17 protein-coding genes are annotated in these 15,225 nt (G+C 71.4%); 8 read left to right on the top strand and 9 right to left on the bottom strand.

Features of this window, described 5'->3' with window-relative positions; genetic code table 11:
• The first annotated feature begins 34 nt into the window (after positions 1-34).
• On the top strand, positions 35-721 hold the full coding sequence (locus KV102_RS05450; protein WP_220345529.1) for a GntR family transcriptional regulator: 687 nt from the start codon (positions 35-37) through the stop codon (positions 719-721).
• Positions 718-2,046, top strand: coding sequence for a nitrate/nitrite transporter (locus KV102_RS05445; protein ID WP_301021978.1), 1,329 nt, complete (start codon positions 718-720; stop codon positions 2,044-2,046). The genes KV102_RS05450 and KV102_RS05445 overlap by 4 nt, the downstream gene beginning before the upstream one ends.
• A gap of 3 nt (positions 2,047-2,049) precedes the next feature.
• On the opposite strand, the gene KV102_RS05440 is transcribed toward KV102_RS05445, so the two are convergent.
• The 4 genes from KV102_RS05440 to KV102_RS05425 are packed head-to-tail and all read right to left on the bottom strand — an operon-like array spanning position 2,050 to position 4,894.
• Positions 2,050-2,532 (bottom strand): GNAT family N-acetyltransferase, encoded by a 483-nt coding sequence (locus KV102_RS05440; RefSeq protein WP_220342378.1) that lies wholly within the window; start codon positions 2,530-2,532, stop codon positions 2,050-2,052.
• A gap of 50 nt (positions 2,533-2,582) precedes the next feature.
• Positions 2,583-3,539 carry an oxidoreductase gene (locus KV102_RS05435; protein ID WP_220345528.1) on the bottom strand — a complete coding sequence of 319 codons (957 nt, stop codon included), beginning with the start codon at positions 3,537-3,539 and terminating at the stop codon, positions 2,583-2,585.
• Positions 3,536-4,339 carry a maleylpyruvate isomerase family mycothiol-dependent enzyme gene (locus KV102_RS05430; protein WP_220345527.1) on the bottom strand — a complete coding sequence of 268 codons (804 nt, stop codon included), beginning with the start codon at positions 4,337-4,339 and terminating at the stop codon, positions 3,536-3,538. The genes KV102_RS05435 and KV102_RS05430 overlap by 4 nt, the downstream gene beginning before the upstream one ends.
• A gap of 51 nt (positions 4,340-4,390) precedes the next feature.
• Positions 4,391-4,894, bottom strand: coding sequence for a VOC family protein (locus tag KV102_RS05425; protein ID WP_220342375.1), 504 nt, complete (start codon positions 4,892-4,894; stop codon positions 4,391-4,393).
• Between the two features lie 117 nt (positions 4,895-5,011).
• Between KV102_RS05425 and KV102_RS05420 the strand changes: the two genes are divergently transcribed.
• Entirely contained in the window at positions 5,012-6,781 is a 1,770-nt protein-coding gene (locus KV102_RS05420; protein ID WP_220345526.1) for a thioredoxin-like domain-containing protein, read from the top strand.
• 15 nt (positions 6,782-6,796) lie between these two features.
• Here KV102_RS05420 and KV102_RS05415 read toward each other — a convergent pair whose 3' ends face one another.
• From KV102_RS05415 to KV102_RS05405, 3 genes are read right to left on the bottom strand one after another with little or no spacing between them, the layout of a single operon-like run.
• Positions 6,797-7,381: a hypothetical protein gene (locus tag KV102_RS05415; protein WP_220345525.1), complete on the bottom strand. Its 585-nt coding sequence runs from the start codon at positions 7,379-7,381 to the stop codon at positions 6,797-6,799.
• A gap of 38 nt (positions 7,382-7,419) precedes the next feature.
• Entirely contained in the window at positions 7,420-8,223 is an 804-nt protein-coding gene (locus KV102_RS05410; protein ID WP_255560564.1) for an MBL fold metallo-hydrolase, read from the bottom strand.
• The gene (locus KV102_RS05405; RefSeq protein WP_220345524.1) at positions 8,220-9,125 is read right to left on the bottom strand and encodes a LysR family transcriptional regulator; all 906 of its coding nucleotides are present in this window, start codon (positions 9,123-9,125) and stop codon (positions 8,220-8,222) included. Before KV102_RS05405 ends, KV102_RS05410 begins: the two co-directional genes overlap by 4 nt.
• Before the next feature lie 81 nt (positions 9,126-9,206).
• On the opposite strand from KV102_RS05405, the gene KV102_RS05400 reads away from it, so the two are divergent.
• Genes KV102_RS05400 through KV102_RS05385 form a run of 4 tightly spaced genes read left to right on the top strand, consistent with a single transcriptional unit; the run spans position 9,207 to position 12,377 of the window.
• Positions 9,207-9,917: an aspartate/glutamate racemase family protein gene (locus tag KV102_RS05400; RefSeq protein WP_220345523.1), complete on the top strand. Its 711-nt coding sequence runs from the start codon at positions 9,207-9,209 to the stop codon at positions 9,915-9,917.
• A gap of 50 nt (positions 9,918-9,967) precedes the next feature.
• Positions 9,968-10,822 carry an isocitrate lyase/phosphoenolpyruvate mutase family protein gene (locus KV102_RS05395; RefSeq protein WP_220345522.1) on the top strand — a complete coding sequence of 285 codons (855 nt, stop codon included), beginning with the start codon at positions 9,968-9,970 and terminating at the stop codon, positions 10,820-10,822.
• Complete coding sequence (locus KV102_RS05390) at positions 10,819-11,421, top strand: RNA polymerase sigma factor (RefSeq protein ID WP_301021972.1); 603 nt, start codon at positions 10,819-10,821, stop codon at positions 11,419-11,421. The genes KV102_RS05395 and KV102_RS05390 overlap by 4 nt, the downstream gene beginning before the upstream one ends.
• Positions 11,418-12,377 carry a hypothetical protein gene (locus tag KV102_RS05385; RefSeq protein WP_220345521.1) on the top strand — a complete coding sequence of 320 codons (960 nt, stop codon included), beginning with the start codon at positions 11,418-11,420 and terminating at the stop codon, positions 12,375-12,377. The genes KV102_RS05390 and KV102_RS05385 overlap by 4 nt, the downstream gene beginning before the upstream one ends.
• Before the next feature lie 84 nt (positions 12,378-12,461).
• Here the strand turns inward: KV102_RS05385 and KV102_RS05380 are convergent, their stop codons facing one another.
• A complete protein-coding gene (locus KV102_RS05380; RefSeq protein WP_220345520.1) occupies positions 12,462-14,333 on the bottom strand; it encodes an acyl-CoA dehydrogenase in 1,872 nt (623 codons plus the stop codon).
• A gap of 142 nt (positions 14,334-14,475) precedes the next feature.
• On the opposite strand from KV102_RS05380, the gene KV102_RS05375 reads away from it, so the two are divergent.
• Positions 14,476-14,934, top strand: coding sequence for an Rrf2 family transcriptional regulator (locus KV102_RS05375; RefSeq protein ID WP_220342366.1), 459 nt, complete (start codon positions 14,476-14,478; stop codon positions 14,932-14,934).
• 31 nt (positions 14,935-14,965) lie between these two features.
• On the opposite strand, the gene KV102_RS05370 is transcribed toward KV102_RS05375, so the two are convergent.
• Positions 14,966-15,187, bottom strand: a complete 222-nt coding sequence (locus tag KV102_RS05370) for a hypothetical protein (protein ID WP_220342365.1) — start codon at positions 15,185-15,187, stop codon at positions 14,966-14,968.
• Positions 15,188-15,225: the final 38 nt, after the last annotated feature.

Below are 15,225 nucleotides of genomic sequence, written 5' to 3'. Positions count from 1 at the left end.
GCCTGTCGCAGGCGCGTGCCATCATGTATGCAACATGTGTGCAAGCCGCCTCCCTGACGCTGCCCCCACCGTTCCTGCTCGTCCCTCCGCGACGGAGCGGGCGTACGCGACCCTGAAGCGAGAGATCCTCGTCGGCGACCTTCCCGGTGGGGAGGAGCTCGGAGAGGTCGCGCTCGCGGAGCGTCTTGGATGCTCGCGGACGCCGGTGCGTGAGGCGCTGCTGCGCCTGCAGACGGAGGGACTCGTACGCATCTATCCCAAGCGCGGTGCGATCGTCCTGACGGTGACCAGTGCCGAGGCGGAGTCGGTGTGGGAGGCGCGCGCGCTCGTCGAGCAGTGGGCCGCCCCGCGTGCGTTCGCCGCAGGGGGCCGGATCCGTGCCGAGCTCGACGCGCTCGTCGACTCTGCCGAGGAGCACCGTGTGCAGCGCGACCTGGCCGCCTTCACCGAGGCCGACCGCCGCTTCCACGAGGTCGTCGTCGCTGCGGCCGGCAACCCGCACGTCTGCCGCTTCTACCGCAGCCTCCGTGAGCGGCAGATGATGGTCAACGCCACCGCGATGGGTCTGTCTCCTGAGCGCATGGAGGCCGCCGTACGCGACCACCGCGAGCTCGCGCGCCTGATCGCCGGCGACGATCTCGACGCATTCCTGGCAGCGACCGACGCCCACCTCTCAGCGAGCCGCCACGCGGTCCTGGGTCTTGGCGGAGCGTCGGCGTGATCGCCCGGGTCTCGCGCCGGCTCGGCCTGCGCCGCAACGCCTACGTGGTGTGGCTCGTCGCCCTCTCGGTCTACGTGCTCGCGGTGTTCCACCGATCGTCGCTCGCGGTCGCCGGGCTCGAGGCCACCGAACGGTTCGACATCGGCGCGGCCCAGCTCTCGACGTTCACCGTCCTCCAGCTGGTCGTCTACGCGGGGATGCAGATCCCGGTCGGCCTCGCGCTGGACCGGTTCGGACCTCGTGCGGTGATCCTCACCGGTGTCCTCACCCTGAGCGCCGCGCAGGTCGTGTTCGCCCTCGCCACGTCCTACCCCGTGGCCCTGGTCGCGCGCATCGCCGTCGGCGCCGGTGACGCGATGGTGTTCGTCTGCGTGCTGCGGCTCGTCGCCTACTGGTTCGCGCCCCGCACGGTGCCGCTCATGACGCAGCTGACCGGGATCAGCGGCCAGCTCGGGATGATCCTGGCCGCGGTGCCGATGACGTGGGCGCTCCACCGGCTGGGCTGGACCTGGGCCTATCTCACGACCGCCGTGGCCGGGCTCGTTCTCGCCGCCGCGCTCCTCGTCGTCGTGCACGACCGTCCTGGCGTCCGGCGGCACCTCGGTGCGCCGCTCCAGATCCGAGGGCTGGCAAGCCGCATCCGTGACGCGTGGAGCGACGACGGGACTCGGCTCGGGTTCTGGACGCACTTCTCGACCCAGTTCAGCGCCACGGTCCTCGGCATCCTCTGGGGCTACCCGTTCTTCGTCCGCGGCGAGCACACCACTCCGGCGTTCGCGGCGTTCCTGCTGACCCTGCTCACCCTCGCCACGATGGCGAGCGGACCGTTCCTCGCGTGGCTCACCGCCCACCGGCCGTACCACCGGTCGTCGACCACCCTCACCATCGTGGCCGCGATCGCGAGCTCCTGGGCCGCCGTGCTGCTCTGGCCGGGTGACGCGCCGCCGTGGCTGCTGGTCACGATGGTCGTGGTGACGGCCGTCGGGGGGCCTGCATCGATGGTCGGCTTCGACTTCGTGCGCACCTTCGGCAGTGCCGAGCGCGCCGGCCTGGCGACAGCCCTGGTCAACACCGGTGGCTTCATCGCGTCGCTGTGCACGATCCTCGCGATCGGGGTGGTGCTCGACCTGCTCACACCCGCGGGCTCCGACGTCTACGCCTCCAGCGCCTTCCGAGGCGCGATGGCGGTCCAGGTCGTCCCGTGGCTCCTCGGTGCAGCGATGATCGTGCGCCACCGCCGCAGGATCCGGCGCAAGCTCGCCGAGACCGCGCCCGACGTCCTGGCGGCGATGAGGCGCGGCGAGTCCGTCAGCGTCGGTGCCTGAGGCTCAACCGACCTGCTTCGTCATCATCGCGGCCTTCTTGCCGTCGGCCTGGTCGAGCCGCCCCACCTCGGCGTAGCCGCGCGAGCCGTGGAAGGCCAGGGACGCATCGTTGCGCGGCTCCACGTAGACCTCCAGAGCCATCAGCTCACGCGCACGCGCACGCTCCTCGAGCACGTTGTAGAGCATCGTCGCGATGCCGCGCCGTCGGAAGCCGGGCGCGACGACAGCCCGGTCGACGTAGGAGAAGTCGTCGAGCTCGTCACAGAACCAGCGGTAGTTGATGCTGTCGTAGGCGGTGCCTGGCGGCAGCGTGAGGGCGAAGCCTCCCAGCGCCCCGTCGGCGTCCTGCGCCACCACGGCCTGCTCGGCGTACCCGAGGATCTCCTCGAGCCGCTCCATGGTCAGGGGCCCGACGCCTTCGAGCGCGCCCTGGTTGAGGGCGAGCACGGCGTCGAGATCGGGGTCGTCGATCCGGCGTACCAGCATGGCGGGAGCCTAACCTGTGATGAGCCCAGGCGGGAGTTCTTCGCTGGCGCTCAGCCGATGGTGAACCTCACCCCGGCCGCGGTCTCCGAGGCATCCCAGAGCTCGGCGGCGAGCTCGGGATCACGGGCCAGCGCCGTCATCCCGACCGGCTTCGGCCGGCCACGGAGCTGGCGGAAGCCTGACGGCCCGACGTACGCGCCGCCCTCGAGCGTCGGGTCCGTCGCCGCGCGCTCGATCGGCCACGCCCCTGCGGAGGCGGACTGAGCGACCGCTCGGCTGACCTGGTGGACGACGGCCCCCTGGAGGCTGCGGCCGCCGAGCTGGAGGCCCGACCGGGAGAGCTGCGTCAGCGCATAGCCCGGGTGTGCCCCGAGGCTCGTGACGTCGATCCCGGCGGCGCGGACCCGTCGGTCCAGCTCGCGCATGAAGAGAAGATTCGCGAGCTTCGACTGCGCGTACGCCCCCCAGCGGTCGTAGCGGGCGAGCGGCGCACCCGGTTCCAGCGACCTCAGGTCGAGTTTGCGGGCGAACGAGTGCATCAGCGACGAGACCGACACGACCCGCGCACGGCTCGTCGTCAGGGTCGGCCAGAGGTGCGCGGTGAGCGCGAAGTGGCCGAGGTGGTTGGTCGCCATCTGCAGCTCGAACCCCTGCGCGGAGGTGCGGAAGGGCGCCGCCATGATGCCGGCGTTGTTGATCAGCACGTCGATCCGCCCGGCGCGCTCGGCGATCTCGGTGGCAGCCGCGGCGACCGAGTCCAGGTCGGCGAGGTCCAGCCGGACGGCGAGCGCCTGCGCGTCACGCACCCCGTGCCGCAGCGCTGACAGTGCGTCCTCCACCGTGGCGAGATCGCGCCCGGCGGCGACGATCTTCGCGCCGTGGTGCGCGAGCTGAAAGGCCACCTCGGTGCCCAGGCCTCCGGTGACCCCGGTGAGGACGACCGTGGTGCCGTGGAGGTCACCGATGTCGTCAGTGGTCCAGGAACCCGCCGCGGGCGCCGGCCTCACGGCGTGACCGCGATCTCGGCGAGGAGGTCACCTACCAGGCTGGAGTCGCCGGTCCAGGTGACCGAGAGGGGATGGAGCGCCTCGCGCCCCGAGACGAGCATCAGGAACGTCTCGGCGGCCATGCTGACCCGCGCCGTCGGCTGCGGGGACGTGCCGTCGTGGAGCCGTCCCCGTCCGCCGTCGCCGACCTCGACCCAGACCGAGCGCCTCACGCCGCCGGTGAGCTCGACGTCCAGCTCGGTGCCCGGCTCGGCCTTCAGCCGCTTGGCGAGGACATAGGGCAGCGCGGTCAGGAAGCTTCCGACCACGAGGGCGCCGGCGCGGCCGTCGTACCCGCCCGGGGCGCCGACGGCGCCGCGCAGGTCCTGCTCGTGCACGAACATGTCGACCATCCGGTTGCGCAGCAGCGTCTCGTTGCTCCAGCCGATGCCTCCGGGCGTGACCCCCGCGGCGGCCGACGGGTCGTCGGGGAGAGACGCGAGGGCCTTCTTGCGGACCTCGACGGCCTCGCGGAGCTCGTCGACCAGCTCGCGGGGCATGGCGTCGTCGCGCTCACGCACCCCGGCCTCGGTGTACGCCGACGTGAACTCGCCGCCGTCGACACGTCCCTGCGCGGGGCCACCGCGGCCGGTGCCCGCGAGCTCCGACTCCAGCGCAGCGAGGTGAGCGACCACGTCACGGACGCGCCAACCCGGGCAGCCGGTCGGCAGCTCCCACGCGTCGTCCACCACGGCGTCGAGGAGCGCCAGGGTCCGGTCGGCGGACTCGGCCCAGGCGTCGACGTACAGCGAGAGATCCATGCGCGAAAGCCTAGGGGAGCCGGGACGGTGCTGGACCCGACCTTCGAGAAATCACCCGCGTCTCGAGCGACGCGACCGCATCTCGGCGTCGAACGTCTCCATCGCCGTCGTCATCTGCTGCTGGTACGCGGGCTCAGCGAGGCGTGCCGCCATCTCGTCCGGTGTGACGTCCTCGACGTGCGACGCGAGCCACCAGACGTTGCCGAAGGGGTCGCGGATGCGGCCCCCTCGGTTGCCGAAGGCGTCGTCGGCCAGTGGAGTCACCTCCTGAGCTCCGGCATTCAGCGCCGAGACGAACGTCGCGTCCACGTCCTCGACGTAGAGGCTGAGCAGGGCGATGCAGTCTGGCCACTCCGGTGCTGCGTCGAACGCCATGACGACACGGTCGCCGATGAGCACCTCGGCGTGCCCGAGCCGTCCGTCGGGGAGCGCGAACCGCCCGCGTTCGACCGCCCCGAAGGCGGCCACCATGAAGTCGACGAACTCTGAAGCACCTCGCACGGAGACGTAGGGGGTCAGCGTGCCGTAGTCGGGAGGAATGGGTGATGTCGTCATGACCCGACGTTAAGGTCGAATGCGGACATTTCCTGTCCTGATTCTGGCGGGACGCCGAACGCGTCCGCAGGGTGGCCGACAGCCGCGCGCTGGGGTCACCGTGCCTACTCTCGGAGCGTGAACGAGAAGCGTCGCGTCCGTGTCAGGGCGCCCGAGCTGGTGGGTCGCGGCTGGCTGAACACGGGGGGCGCGGACCTCGGGCTCGCCGACCTGCGCGGACGGTTCGTCGTCCTCGATTTCTGGACCTCAGGCTGCATCAACTGCCTGCACGTCCTGGACGAGATGCGCCCGCTGGAGGAGAAGTACGCCGACGCGCTGGTGGTCGTGAGCGTGCACTCGCCCAAGTTCGCCCACGAGGCGACCGCCGACGCGCTCGCCGCGGCGGTCCAGCGCAACGGCGTCACCCACCCGGTCCTCGACGACCCCGACCTGACGACGTGGCAGGCGTACGCCGTGCGCGCCTGGCCGACCCTGGTCGTGGTCGACCCGGAGGGCTACGTCGTCGCCCAGTACGCCGGGGAGGGCCACGTGCACGCCATCGACGCGCTGCTCGCGACGCTCGTCCCCGAGTACGAGGAGCGAGGCTCGCTCACGCGAGGCCGGTCGCCGTACGTCGCTCCCGATCCCGAGCCGGGCGACCTCCGCTTTCCCGCGACCGCGATCCGGCTCCCGTCCGGCAACGTCCTCGTCGCGGACGCCGGCAGCGGGAGCGTCGTCGAGCTCGCGGCGGACGCCGCGACCGTCGTCGGCCGCCACGAGGGGTTCCGCGAGCCGAACGGACTCGTGCTCCTCCCCGAGGGCGTACGGGACACCGTCGCGTACGACGTGGTCGTCGCCGACACGGTGGCGCACCAGCTCGTCGGACTCCGGCTCGACGACGGTGCGGCGGAGCCGCTCGCGGGTGACGGTCGGCAGTGGATGCAGGGCGACGGGACCACGTCGCTGTCGTCACCGTGGGACGTGGCCTGGTGGCGCGGCCGGGTCTGGGTCGCGATGGCCGGGATCCATCAGCTCTGGACCTTCGACCCGGCCACCGGAACCGTCGAGGTGGTCGCCGGCACCACCAACGAAGGACTGGTCGACGGGCCGCTGATCGACGCGTGGTTCGCCCAGCCGTCGCGCCTCGCCCCCGACGGGGAGGTGCTGTGGCTGGCCGACCCGGAGGCGAGCGCGCTTCGCCGCATCGTCGAGCGCGACGGTGAGCTCGTCGTGGAGACGGTCGTGGGGCAAGGCCTCTTCGACTTCGGGTTCGTCGACGGCCCGGCCGACGAGGCGCTCCTCCAGCACCCGCTCGGTCTTGCGGTCCTCCCCGACGGCTCGGTGGCGATCGCGGACACCTACAACGGCGCCGTGCGCCGCTACGACCCGGCGACCGACGAGGTGAGCACCCTGGCCACCGGCCTCGCCGAGCCGTCCGGCCTGCTCGTGGACGGTGACACCGTGCTCGTCGTCGAGTCGACGGGGCACCGGCTCACCCGAGTGGCGGTCGGGTCCTCCGCGGCCGCCAGCGGCGCCAGCCACACGACCGGCCGCCCGACCACCGACGTCCGCGGCGGCGAGGTCGAGCTGGTGGTCGCGTTCACGCCGCCACCGGGGCAGCACCTCGACGAGCGGTACGGCCCCGCGACGCGGCTGGTCGTCACGTCGACGCCGCCGGCACTCCTCCGCGAGGGCGAGGGCCGGGAGACCGGACTCGACCGTCGGTTGGTCCTCGATCCCGCGGTCGGTGACGGAGTCCTCCACGTGGCCGCCATGGCGGCGTCCTGCGACGACGACGGCGGAGTCGGCGCCGCCTGCTACATCCATCAGCAGGACTGGGGGGTCCCGGTCCGGGTCACACCAGACGGCGAGGCTCGGATCGTGCTCCCGCTCGGCGGTACGGCCTAGCGGACCGGTCGCGGCTCAGGGCCGCAGCGTCCGCCTCCGCGCGAGCCACACCAGGAGCGCCGCGAGCGTCCCGACGACGACGCCGCCGACGCCGAACGCGAGCGCACCGAGGGACAGCGCGACGACGCCGAGCACCTGCGGCTGCTTGCCCGTGCCCCACGTGGCCGTCGCCAGCCGTGGGTCGGTCGCGTCGCACGACAGCGTGGCCTCCGTGCCGACCCAGCCGGTCGTCGAGTCTCGTGCCGACAGCGCCACGAGGTGCCACCCACCGACCGCCGCGGACTGGTTGCGCAGCGCGGGAACCTCGATGACGGGCCCGCCTTGGGGGATCAGGTCGCACGCGACACCGAGGTCGGCACCCGTGGCTTCCGCGGGGACGTCGGCTCGCACCCACACCGCGAGCCGGTTCTTGGTCACGGTGACGGAGCTGTCGTCGGGCAGCGCCGTCACGGCTGCGTCGCGGGCGACGCCCACGGCGCCGAGACCGAGGACGAGTGCGCCGGCGACCCCGACGAGGGCGATCACCGCGCCGACGGCGTACCAGCCTCGAGAGAGCCGCCGCGGGCGTCGTGGCTCGCGCGAGGTGACTGGCTGGACCATGGCGCGAGCGTATCGGTGCCCTCTCCGGGCCGGAGGCGCTAGGGCGTCAGCGGGATCCAGGTGCCGTGGTCGGCGATGCGCACGACGGCAGCGAGGCCGGCGTCGTCGAACGCGGAGACGATGGCGTCGCGACCCTCGGTGAAGTGCGCCCACCCGTCGTAGTGGACGGGGATGGTGACCGGGTCGGACAGGATCGCGGCTGCCGCAGCCGTGCGGACGCTGTCGAGGCTGACCGGGCGCCCGCGGAACTTCCCCGGGACGCGGGCCGCGCCGGCGTGGAGGACCGCCGCGTCGATGCCGGGGACGCGCCGGGCGACCTCGGCGACGGTCCGGACCGACGCGTTGTCACCGCTGACGTAGACGGTCGGCAGACCGGCTCCGGCGAGGACGAATCCGACGACCTGGCAGTTGACGTTGCCCTCCGCGTCCCGCTCGCCGTCCTCGGGGCCGTGCACGGCCGGTACGGCGGTGACAGTCAGCTCACCGTCGTAGGGCCGGGGGAACCTCCGTGTCTCCCAGGCGGCGAGGCCTTGCGCTGGAGAGCCGAGGCGTTCTGCGCCACCGGTCGTGGTGAGCAGCAGCGGAGCCGCCATCGCAAAGGCACGGCCACGGTCGTCGAGGTTGTCGGCGTGGTTGTCGTGGCTCACCAACACCATGTCGACGTCGGCCAGCTGGCCCTCGGTCACGACCGGGCCCGAGGTCTTCGTGAGGTAGCCGTGCGGTCCCGGGTCGTCGAAGGTGGGGTCGCTGACGATGCGCAGCCCGCCCAGGTCCATCACCAGCGTCGGGCCTCCGACCACCAGCACCTCGCCGTCGTGACGGGGCAGGAGGGACGGCATCATGACCCGGCCGCGCTCGCCCCGAGCAGCCCTCGGGCGCAGACCTGCAGGCGCTCCATCAACGCGCGGATGACGGGGACGGCCTCCGCGCCTCTGCGGTGGACCATCCCGACGTGCCGCTCGCCGAACAGTGTGGACCGCCGTACCTCGACATCGGGGTGTCGGAACGCCGAGAGGGCGAGCTGCGGCAGGACGGTCACTCCGAACCCGTGCGCCACCAGGTTCTGGACCGCGACGTAGTCGTCGCTCTCGTGGAGCAGTCGCGGTTCGAAGCCTGCGCCGTGACAGCAGGACACGAGGTGCTGACGGCATCGAGCGCAGCCGGCGACCCAGTCCTGCTCGGCGAGCCACGGGGTGTCGAGCTCGGTCGGCGCCGTACCGGGCGGGATCACGAGGTGGATCGGCTCCACCCCGAGCGGCGCCCAGCTGAGCGAGCCGTCGTCGTCCGGCGGGCCGTCGTAGCCGAAGATCAGGGCTACGTCGGTCTCGCCGGCAAGCACCGACGCCCACGCCTCGGGCGGCTCGGTCTCGACCAGGGAGACCCCCACACCGGGGTGGTCGGCGCGCAGCGAGCGTACGGCCGGTGGCACGAGGGTCGCGACACCCGAGGGGAAGGACGCGAGGCGTACGACCCCGCTGTGCCTCTGCGCCAGCGCACCGAGCTCCTCGCCGGCGAGGTGCAGGGCCCCGTGCATGACGTCGGCGTGCCCCAGCAGGGAGGCGCCGGCCTCGGTGAGCTGTGTCCCCCGCGCGGTCCGCAGCAGGAGCGGGCCGCCGGCCTCGCGCTCCAGCTGTCTCAGCTGCTGGCTGACGGCCGACTGCGTGGTGCCGAGCTCGCGGGCCGCGGCACTGAGCGAGCCCGTACGAGCGACGACACGGAACATGAGCACACGTCGTGGGTCCATCTCGACCCATTAGAGGCGCTAAGAGATGCCCTCGGCAAGTGTGGGCTTCCGGGGACGCCAGGGTCGGAACAGCATGGAGGCATGGAGACCTTAGGACTGATCGGCGGCATGAGCTGGCACTCGACCGCGACCTACTACCGGATCATCAACGAGATCGTGGCCGCCGCGAGAGGCGGTCACGCCTCCGCGCGGATCACGCTCGAGTCGCTCGACTTCGAGGAGATCCGCCAGTGCCAGATCCGCGGTGACTGGGCTTCGGCCGCGGCTCTGCTGACCGAGGCAGGGCAGCGCTGCGTCCGCAGCGGAGCGACCACGGTGGCGATCTGCACGAACCTGATGCACAAGGTCGCCCCCGAGGTCGAAGCCGGCATCGACGTCCCGCTCGCTCACATCGCGGACGCCGTCGCGGCGGAGGCGGCCCGCAACGGGTGGCGGACGCTCGGCATCCTGGGCACCCGGTGGGTGATGGAGGAGGACTTCTACGCCGGGCGGCTGGCTCGGCACGGGATCGACTCGGTCATCCCCGACGAGGCTGACCGCGAGATGTCCGACACCATCATCTTCGACGAGCTGACCAAGGGGATCGTGCAGGTCGCCTCCCGGTCGGCGTACATCGACACCATCCAGCGGTTGGCCGACCAGGGTGCGGATGCGGTCGTGCTCGCCTGCACCGAGATCGGTCTGCTGATCCAGCCCCACGTAGTCCCAGTTCCCCTCGTCGACAGTGTCGAGGTGCACGCACGGGAGCTCGGCCGCCTGGCCTTGGGGACGGTGACCGCGACTCGCTGGTGACGTCCGATATCCGCCAGCCCGGAGTGCTGCGATCCCGGTGTACTAGGGCGATGAACGCGACGAGCAACGACAAGGCCGCCCGCTTCCGCTCACTCCATGAAGGGACGCGACCGCTGGCCCTGACCAACGTCTGGGACGTAGCGAGCGCGGTCGTCGCCGAGGAGGCCGGTGCGCCGGCGGTCGCGACGACCAGCGCGGGAGTCGCCTGGGCCTTGGGGAGGCCGGACGGCGACCAGCTGGACCGTGCAAGGGGTACGGCCGTCGTGTCCGCGATCGCTGCCGCGGTCGACGTGCCCGTCACCGTCGACGTCGAGGGCGGCTACGCGGCGTCGGCCGACGGCGTCGGCGAGACCGTGGCTGTGATCCTGGACGCGGGGGCCGTGGGCATCAACATCGAGGACGGCGACCGCGGTCCGGAGGAGCTCGTCGCGAGGATCGTCGCGGCGAGACGAGCTGCCGACGCCGCCGGCGTGCCGATGTTCATCAACGCTCGTACAGACGTCTTCCTCGCAGCGGTCGGCTCCCCCGACGAGCAGCTCGCCGAGGCGCTCGCGCGCGCCGACCGCTACATCGAGGCCGGTGCGGACGGCATCTTCGTCCCCGGTGCCTCCACCGCCGAGTGCATCGGTGCCCTCACGGCCGCGCTCCCCGTCCCCGTCAACGTCATGGTCGGACCCGGAGCACTCAGCATCGACGACCTCGGCCGTCTCGGGGTGGCACGGGTGAGTCTGGGGTCGAGCGTGGCGCAGGCCGCCTACGCCGTGGTCCAGCGCGCGGTCGAGGAGATGGCGTCGAGCGGCACCTACGGCGCGACCGCGGGCGCGGTCGACTACGGATGGCTCAACGATCTGATCGCGGGGCGTCGAGGGAACCCGATCGTCGGTGGTGGACTCTCCAGGGTGTGAGCAGCCAGGTGGAGGACCGCATCGACCCGCACCCCGATCAGGAGGTGTGGGCACAGCTGCGATCGGGGAGCGAGCACGCGTTCGCCGAGCTGTTCACCCGGTACGGCGACGCGGTCTACAACTTCGCGTTCCGCCGGGTGGCGTGCTGGGCGACCGCCGAGGACGTCGCGCAGGCCACGTTCGTCGCCCTGTGGCGGCGGGCCGCTGACGGACGGGTCGACGAGCTCAGGGGCGAGTCCGCTCGCGGCGTCCTGCTCGCGATGGCGTCGCAGGAGTGCGCCAACGCCTTGCGTGGGCGTCGGCGGCTGGCGGCGCTGAGGCGCAAGGTGCCGTTGAACGAGATCGACCACGACCACGCCGACGGGGTAGCGGCCGACGTCGACAGCGAACGACGGATGCGTGAGATCCGCGCCGTCGTCGGTCGGCTGCCCGCCGGCCAGCGGGTCGTGGTGGAGCTGGTGTGGTGGTCGGGCTGCTCGATGCAGGAGGCCGCCGAGGCGCTCGGGCTGCCTGTCGGCACGGTGAAGTCCCGGCTCGCTCGCGCCCGTGCGCGCCTCGGCGAGCAGTCAGTCATCCTGCAACGTGAGGAGCGGTCATGAGGATCGAGCTTCCGACCGAGCGAGTGCTCACCGGCAAGGACGAGCGCGCCGCGCAGATCGTCGCGACGGCATCCCGGGGCCGCCGCCCGATCACACGTGGCTGGGCGGGCCCGGCCGTGGCGTCCGTGGCGGCGGCGGCGGTCATCGGCCTGAGCCTGGCCTTCGCCGGCGACGACCCCGCGACCTCGCCGCCCGCCGTCCCGGAGTCCGAGGTCGCGGCGTCGCCGACGGCGCGACCAGAGCCCGCCCAGCCCGATGTCGAGCTGTGGCTGCGTGACCTCCCGCGCGAGGAGGCCGCCGCTCTCGCCACCGACTGCGCGAAGGGGATGGGGAGCAGACGCTCGGTGTTCGAGCCGGAGGAGGTGCTGTCCGCCCAGGTGCAACGCGGGATGACCGGCCTCGGCCGGACGGCGGTCGTCGTCGCCGAGGACTCCGCGACGGGGCAGCGCATCGGGTGCGAGATCCCGCTGCGCTACCGGGGCACCACCGTCGGGATGGATTCCGCGCTGATGCGTGGGCCGGGGAGCAAGTCGACCAGGAACGCCAACGACACGACGCATCCTGCGGTCCCGGTCGACGGTCCGGGCGGCTACGCCCTCGGGTACGCCGGGGACACCTACCAGGTCGACGAGCGGGTGGCGTCCATGCGCCGGCGCTTCGTCGTCGACGGGCAGGCCGGTCCGTGGCACGTGGCTCGGGCTGTCGACGGCTACGTCTTCCTCCAGGCGCGGATCGCGAAGCGTGATCTCGTCGGGGTGCGCGCGTTGACCCTCGAGACGCAGGTGCTCGACGACGACGGCAACCTGCTGGACGCGCCGGGAGACCAGGAGAACGGCGGCGGGATCAGCAAGAGCCCGGGCACCACCCGTACGGACGACCGCAGCTGGGATCTGTGCGAGCTGGTCCGACCCAAGGACGTGATCAGCTCGCGCACCTGCTCAGGTCCGTCGTCCTGAGACGAGGACCCGACAGAAGGACCCGACGTTCCCCCGTCTCCGGGCGAACAGTCGGGTCCTTCTGTCGAGATGTGCGTCAGGTCGTCAGAACGCAGCCTCGTCGAGCTCCATCACGTCGAGGTCGATCGCCTCGGCGATGGCCTTCTCGGCGGCGAGCTTCGGGAGGACCTGGCGCGCGAAGAACTGCGCCGCGGCGATCTTGCCCTCGTAGAAGTGCTTGTCCGCCGGCGAGACGGCGCCCTCGAGCTTCGCGAGGGCGACCTCGGCGCCGCGCAGCAGCAGCCACGCGCAGACCACGTCACCGAGCGCCATGAGCAGGCGGGTGCTGTTGAGCCCCACCTTGTAGACGTTCTTCGGGTCGCCACCGTCGGCCGGGTTGGCCGACATCATCTGACCGAAGACCGCGCCGAGGATGCCCTGGGCGTCCTCGAGACCCTTGGCGAGGAGCTCGCGCTCGACCTTGAGGCGGCCGTTGCCCGCCTCCGAGCCGATGAACGACTGGATCTCCTGCGCCATGTGGGCGATCGCCTGGCCCTGGTCCTTGACGATCTTGCGGAAGAAGAGGTCCTGCCCCTGGATCGCGGTGGTGCCCTCGTACAGGGTGTCGATCTTGGCGTCACGGACGTACTGCTCGACCGGGTAGTCCTGAAGGAAGCCCGAGCCGCCGAAGGTCTGGAGCGACTCCGTCCCGAGCAGCACCCACGAGCGCTCGGAGCCGTAGCCCTTGACGATCGGCAGCAGCAGGTCGTTGACGCGCTCGGCGAGCGTGTCCTCCTCGCCGGCCGCCTCGGACATCATCACGCGGTCCTGCCAGGTCGCGGTGTAGATGACCAGCGAGCGCAGCGCCTCGGAGTACGACTTCTGGGTCATCAGCGAGCGACGCACGTCCGGGTGGTGGGTGATCGTCACCCGCGGCGCGTCCTTGGCCGGGTCGAGCATGTCGGCACCCTGGATGCGCTCCTTGGCGTACTCGAGGGCGTTGAGGTAGCCGGTCGAGAGCGTCGCGATGGCCTTGGTGCCGACCAGCATGCGGGCGTTCTCGATGACCTGGAACATCTGGGCGATGCCGTTGTGCACCTCGCCGAGCAGCCAGCCCTTGGCCGGAGCACCGTTGCCGACCGACGGATCGCCGAAGGTGACCTCGCAGGTCGTCGAGACCTTGATGCCCATCTTCTTCTCGACGTTGGTGACGTAGGCGCCGTTGCGGGTGCCGTCGAGCTCACCGGTCTCGAGGTCGAAGCCGTACTTCGGGACGATGAAGAGCGACAGGCCCTTGGTGCCGGGGCCGCCGACGCCCTCGATGCCGACCGGGCGTGCGAGCACCAGGTGGATGATGTTCTCGCTCATGTCGTGCTCGGCGGAGGTGATGAAGCGCTTGACACCCTCGATGTTCCAGGTGCCGTCCTCCTGGAGGTACGCCTTGGTGCGGCCGGCGCCGACGTCGGACCCGGCGTCGGGCTCGGTGAGGACCATCGTGGCGCCCCACTTGCGGTCGACCATGTGCTGCGCGATCTTCTTGTCACGGTCGGTGCCGTTGCGGTGCAGGATGGAGCCGAAGTTCGGGCCGGCCGAGTACATCCAGACCGGGGGGTTGGCACCGAGCACCAGCTCTGCGGTGGACCACACGAGCGACGCGGGAGCAGGCTGACCGCCGAGCTCGACGGGGAGCTGGAGGCGGTACCACTCCGAGTCCATCCACGTCTTGTAACTCTTGGCGAAGCCGGCCGGCATCGTGACGGTGCAGGCCTCGGGATCGTAGACCGGGGGGTTGCGGTCGGCCTCGGCGAAGGACACGGCGAGGTCCTCGCGCGCCATCCGGTCGATCTCGCTCAAGATGCTCTTGGCGGTGTCGACGTCGAGGTCCTCGAACAGGCCCTTCCCCAAGACTTCGTCGCGGCCGAAGACCTCGAAGAGGTTGAACTCGATGTCGCGAAGGTTGCTCTTGTAGTGGCTCACGGCGACAGGTCCTTAGTCTTTCGTGCTGCCTCGCACGCAGCGGATTACTCGCGAGTAATAACAAGTGTCCTACTCGCGGGTAACCGATGCAACCCCGGGGCGCCGAACCGGGGTACGTCGAGGGATCTGGGAGACTTCAGCCATGCGGGTCTCCACCAAGTCGGACTACGCCCTCCGGGGCCTGATCGAGATCACCAGCCGCGACGATGCCTCCCCGGTCTCTGCCGAGGAGATCGGGCGCAAGCAGGAGATCCCCCACGGCTTCCTCCAGGCGATCCTCGCCGACCTCCGTCGTTCGGGGATCGTCGTCAGCCAGCGCGGCCAGTCCGGTGGCTGGCGCCTTGCCCGGGCCGCCACCGAGATCACCGTCGCCGACGTCATCCGTGCGGTCGACGGCCCTCTCGTGAGCGTGTACGGACTGCGGCCCGAGTCCGTGGCCTACACCGGGTCGGCAGAGGTGCTGCAGCACGTGTGGATCGCCGCCCGGGCGAGTCTCCGTGAGGTCTTCGAGTCGGTGACGATCCAGCACCTCGCCGACGGGGTCCTCCCGGATGCGGTGGAGGCGATGACCACGGACGAAGACGCGTGGCAGCCGCACTGAGTCGCTGAGACGACGGGCCGAGCGGATCCGCTCACGGCTCGAGGCGCGCGGGCTCCTCGATCAGCCCGGGGACCGGGACGCGGCGGCGCTCGCGCGCCATCACCGCGCGCGTCACGAGGAGTGACGAGGTGATGAGTCCCATCGCGAGAAGGGCCACCTCCATCGGGATCGCCCGGAAGCCGAGCGCCGAGAGCGCCGCGATCCACACCACGACGACAGCGGCGTTGGCCGCGAGGATTCGCAGGACGAGCAAGGGGGACCTCCTCAGGGAGAAGTCCCGCCGAGTCTAGC

Origin of the sequence: Mumia sp. zg.B53 (genome assembly GCF_019550935.1) — a bacterium.
Taxonomy (GTDB): Bacteria; Actinomycetota; Actinomycetes; order Propionibacteriales; family Nocardioidaceae; genus Mumia.
This window is presented reverse-complemented; position numbering and strand designations above follow the sequence as displayed.

Bases quoted from the DNA above. Each gene is read 5' to 3' on its own strand.
- KV102_RS05440 (WP_220342378.1), bottom strand. From the start codon at position 2,532: ATGCTGGTACGCCGGATCGACGACCCCGATCTCGACGCCGTGCTCGCC.
- KV102_RS05430 (WP_220345527.1), bottom strand. From the start codon at position 4,339: ATGGATCTCTCGCTGTACGTCGACGCCTGGGCCGAGTCCGCCGACCGG.
- KV102_RS05395 (WP_220345522.1), top strand. From the start codon at position 9,968: ATGAACGCGACGAGCAACGACAAGGCCGCCCGCTTCCGCTCACTCCAT.
- KV102_RS05425 (WP_220342375.1), bottom strand. From the start codon at position 4,894: ATGACGACATCACCCATTCCTCCCGACTACGGCACGCTGACCCCCTAC.
- KV102_RS05385 (WP_220345521.1), top strand. From the start codon at position 11,418: ATGAGGATCGAGCTTCCGACCGAGCGAGTGCTCACCGGCAAGGACGAG.
- KV102_RS05405 (WP_220345524.1), bottom strand. From the start codon at position 9,125: ATGGACCCACGACGTGTGCTCATGTTCCGTGTCGTCGCTCGTACGGGC.
- KV102_RS05450 (WP_220345529.1), top strand. From the start codon at position 35: ATGTGTGCAAGCCGCCTCCCTGACGCTGCCCCCACCGTTCCTGCTCGT.
- KV102_RS05410 (WP_255560564.1), bottom strand. From the start codon at position 8,223: ATGATGCCGTCCCTCCTGCCCCGTCACGACGGCGAGGTGCTGGTGGTC.
- KV102_RS05400 (WP_220345523.1), top strand. From the start codon at position 9,207: ATGGAGACCTTAGGACTGATCGGCGGCATGAGCTGGCACTCGACCGCG.
- KV102_RS05415 (WP_220345525.1), bottom strand. From the start codon at position 7,381: ATGGTCCAGCCAGTCACCTCGCGCGAGCCACGACGCCCGCGGCGGCTC.
- KV102_RS05375 (WP_220342366.1), top strand. From the start codon at position 14,476: ATGCGGGTCTCCACCAAGTCGGACTACGCCCTCCGGGGCCTGATCGAG.